Genomic DNA, 4,095 nt, shown 5'->3' on the forward strand with positions numbered 1-4,095 from the left:
GTGATTAGAATTATTATGGGAGTGGTTATGGTGTGAGTGATTACAAGAATGATTGTTTGAATGTTGTTTTATTGGTTTATGAATTAAGTCTTGATAGGTGCAAGTCATTGTTTTTCCTTTAAATTTAATTTAAACAAATAAATAACAAATGTAACATTTATTTCTTAATTTAAAATAAACTTAAAAAATATATTTGAATTAAAATTAAAATATTTTATAATTTTAGGAGCTAAAAAGCTCCTATTTTTAGCCGTTGAATTTAGTATTGTAATCAAGATAAACAACGTGAGTTGCAAGGTATTCATAAAGTCCGTGTTTTCCATCAGCACCACCTATGCCACTTTTTCTAAATCCTGCGTGAAAGCCTTGCATAGCTTCAAAATTCTCACGATTTATATAAGTTTCGCCAAATTTAATCTCACGGCAAGCTCTCATAGCTGTGTTTAGATTTTCTGTATAAATACTACTTGTAAGCCCATATTCACAATCATTTGCCATATCAATTGCTTCATCTAGTGTATCAAAACTTGTAACTGGTAAAATCGGCGCAAAGATTTCTTTTTGCATAATATCACTCTTATGGTCTGCATTGCTAAGTAGTGTAGCTGGGTAGAAATATCCACTAGTATCAGTAATCTTACCACCAACTTCTAATTTTGCACCTTGCTCAAGTGCGCGTTTTAGCATTGCATCAGCATTTTTAACACCCGCTTCATTTACAAGTGGCCCCATATCAAAATTACCTTTTGCAGTATTTCCGAATGTAATTTTGCTAAACTCATCAGCCATTTTGTTAATAAACTCATCATATCTTGATTTATGCACATATACGCGTTCTGCACAATTGCAAACTTGTCCGTTATTACAAATTCTACTTGCTTTAATTGCAGGAATTACTAAATCCATATTTGCATCTTTGCATACGATTGCAGGTGCTTTTCCACCAAGCTCAAGATTTACTTTTATAACATTTTTTGCAGCTGCTTGCATAACTCTAACTCCAGCTTCAACGCTACCTGTTACACTTACCATTCCAATTAGTGGGTTTGAGCTTAGCTCATCTCCAACCTCACTTCCTTTTCCGCTAACAAGTGAGAAAACTCCTTTAGGAACTCCAGCTTCATGAGCTAATTTTGCAAATTCAAATGCGTTGTTTGGAGTTTCGCTACTTGGCTTAATTACTATTGTATTTCCTGTTACAAACGCAGGTGCAAGTTTTCTAACTATTAAGAAAAACGGGAAATTCCAAGGTAAAATTCCTGTCGTAACACCAATTGCAGTTCTAAATAAAAATATATTTTCATTTGCCCTATCACTTTGAATAATTTCGCCTTCATAAGTTCTAGCAAATCCTGCCATATAATCTAAATAATCAGCCGCAAAATCAATCTCAACTTCAGCTAAACCTCTAACCTTGCCTTGCTCTTCTTGTAAAATATCAGCTAGTTTTACTCTATCTCTACGAATTAATTGTGCGATTTTTTTAAGGTAATTTGCGCGTTCAATAGCTGGAAGTGCTTCCCAGTTTTTACCCGCTCTTTTTGCAGCTTCAAGCGCTCTTTTAGCATCATCTCTTGTGCCTAGTGGATATTCACTAACTTGCTCTTTTGTAGCAGGATTATAAACAGGTGCCATTTCTCTTTTTTCAGTAACAAACTCACCATCAATATACATTTGATAACTCTTCATAACTTCTCCTTTTTTAAATGATTTTGAAATATCTTATCAAGGAATATTAATTATTTTTGTATATTCAAAAAAAATTCTAATTTTTTTACGAGAATGTGAAAAAAAGTAACACTTTAGTATTTTTAAAAAAGAATTTGAAATAAGCATTTCAAATTCTATAAAAGTTATTTTCTATAACCCATTGTAAATATTTCATTTGAGCTATCATCTAAAAGATTTAAATACCTTTCATAATGCTTTAAAATATCTACTATTATTTCTTTTTCATTTAAATATTTTATATCATAACCTAGTCTATCATCGCCAAAAAATGTTATAGGTCTATATTCAAATTCCTTTGATAAATTAGGCAAATTCTCATCATCTAATAAGGTTTTATTTACTTCGTGTTTTTCTATTTTTACCCCATAAATAAAATCTTTTGATAAGTCTTTTTTAATCACTAAACTAATTTTATTTTTTTCTTCTTTTATTAGTGCTTTTAATCCACGCTCGCTTAATTTATCGCAAATCTTTTGCATAGCAGGTTTTACAAGCTCGTTTAAAAACTCTTGCATATCTTTTATTTGAGATTGTTTTAAGATTAAATCAAGCCTTTGCTCCCAAAAATCCCCACTCCAATAAACACTAGCCTTACTAACTCTTGTATTAAAATATCTACTATCAACTATTAAGCCTTTAAGTAGTGATGCACACATAATTACAAGCATTAAAGCAAACGGAAGTGCGACTATCATAGTAACGCTTAAAATAGTATCAAGACCACCAGAATACGATAAAGATATTGCAATAGCAATTAAACTAATGCCCCATAAAATACTTTGCCATTTATAAGGTTTTTCTTTGCCACCACTTGCTAAAGAATTTAAAACAAATATTCCACTATCAGCAGAAGTGATAAAAAATAAAACTAAAACTACTAGAGCTAAAATAGTGCTAATTTGTGAAAATGGTAAAAGATTTAAAAACTCAAATAATAATTTTTCAGAACTTTGAGAAAAATTACTTAAAATTTCATTATATTTTAAAGCAGAATTTCCAAATACACTAAACCATAAAACATTAAAAGAAGTAGGAACAATCAAAACTCCAAATATAAATTCTCTAATAGTTCTACCACGAGAAATTTTTGCTATAAAAAAGCCAACAAAAGGCGCCCAACTAAGCCACCAAGCCCAATAAAAAATAGTCCAAGAATTAAACCAGCTAATATAATCTTTATTATATGTATAGGTTTTAAAACTAAGCTCAACTATATTTGAAAAATACAGCCCTAAATTAGAACTAAAATCAGATAATAGCTCAACCAAATCACCACTAACTAATACAAAAATCATTAGTAAAAATGCTAAAAGCAAATTAATCTCGCTTAATATTTTAAGCCCTTTATTAACTCCACTAATAGCTGAAATAGTAGATAAACTAACAACTATTAATATAATAATAGCTTGTTCGCTAAATGAAATATCACTAAGCCAAGCAATATTAACAAGTCCTGCATTTAAAGAACTTGCAGAATATCCAAGTGTTGTGCTAATTCCAAAAACGGTTACAATTAATGCCAAAATATCAATAACATTGCCCCAAAATCCGTAAATTTTATCTTTTAAAAAAGGATAAAAAGCACTTCTTAAAGTTAAAGGCATTTTATAACGAAAACCAAAATAAGCCATAGCTAAAGCACAAACCCCATAAATAGCCCAAGGATGAATTCCCCAGTGAAATAGAGTATGAATTAAAGCTTCTTTATCATCTATATTTAATAATTTTTTATGAATTATAGGCTCAGCCACACCAAAATACATAAGCCCAACGCCCATTCCAGTAGCAAACAACATAGAAAGCCACGAAAAAAAACTAAAACTAGGCTCATCATCATCTTTACCTAATTTTATATCTCCAAATTTAGATAAAGCTAATAAGACCATAAATCCTACAAAAAAACTAACACTAAGTATAAAAAACCAAGAAAAATTAGTAAAAACTGAAGTTTTAATATTATTCAAAATACTACTTGTAAATTCTGGTAAAAATATACTTAGTAAAACTAAAATTACAATAAATACTATGCTTGGAACAAACACAGCGGGTAAAAAACTCGTTTTTATCTTCATATTTTCTCCTTGAGTTTTCAGTCTAACAAGGCTTAGTTAATGAGATTTGCAAGATTTAGATGATAATTACATAATTTGTCTATATAAAAGAAAAATTAGCCATTAACCTAAAAAAATTTTTTATATCAATTTCTTCAAAAAAAATTTATATAGTTTTTAATAAATTTTTTATAAATATATATGTAATAATCATAAAAGATAATAATAAAAAATAAAAATTATAATATGCAAATACACTTAAAAAATCTAAAATTAAAATATTATAAGATTTTAAAAAAGATTGATATATCAG

2 protein-coding genes are annotated in these 4,095 nt (G+C 29.0%); both read right to left on the reverse strand.

The window, feature by feature from the left end; all coding sequences use genetic code 11:
• Window positions 1-246: 246 nt before the first annotated feature.
• Window positions 247-1,689, reverse strand: coding sequence for an aldehyde dehydrogenase (gene aldA / locus KJQ99_RS08765; RefSeq protein WP_214118058.1), 1,443 nt, complete (start codon window positions 1,687-1,689; stop codon window positions 247-249).
• Window positions 1,690-1,853: 164 nt separating this feature from the next.
• Complete coding sequence (locus tag KJQ99_RS08770; RefSeq protein ID WP_214150570.1) at window positions 1,854-3,803, reverse strand: BCCT family transporter; 1,950 nt, start codon at window positions 3,801-3,803, stop codon at window positions 1,854-1,856.
• Between the last annotated feature and the right edge of the window lie 292 nt (window positions 3,804-4,095).

The sequence above is a fragment of the Campylobacter sp. 2018MI13 genome, assembly GCF_018501135.1.
In the GTDB taxonomy this organism is placed as follows: domain Bacteria; phylum Campylobacterota; class Campylobacteria; order Campylobacterales; family Campylobacteraceae; genus Campylobacter_E.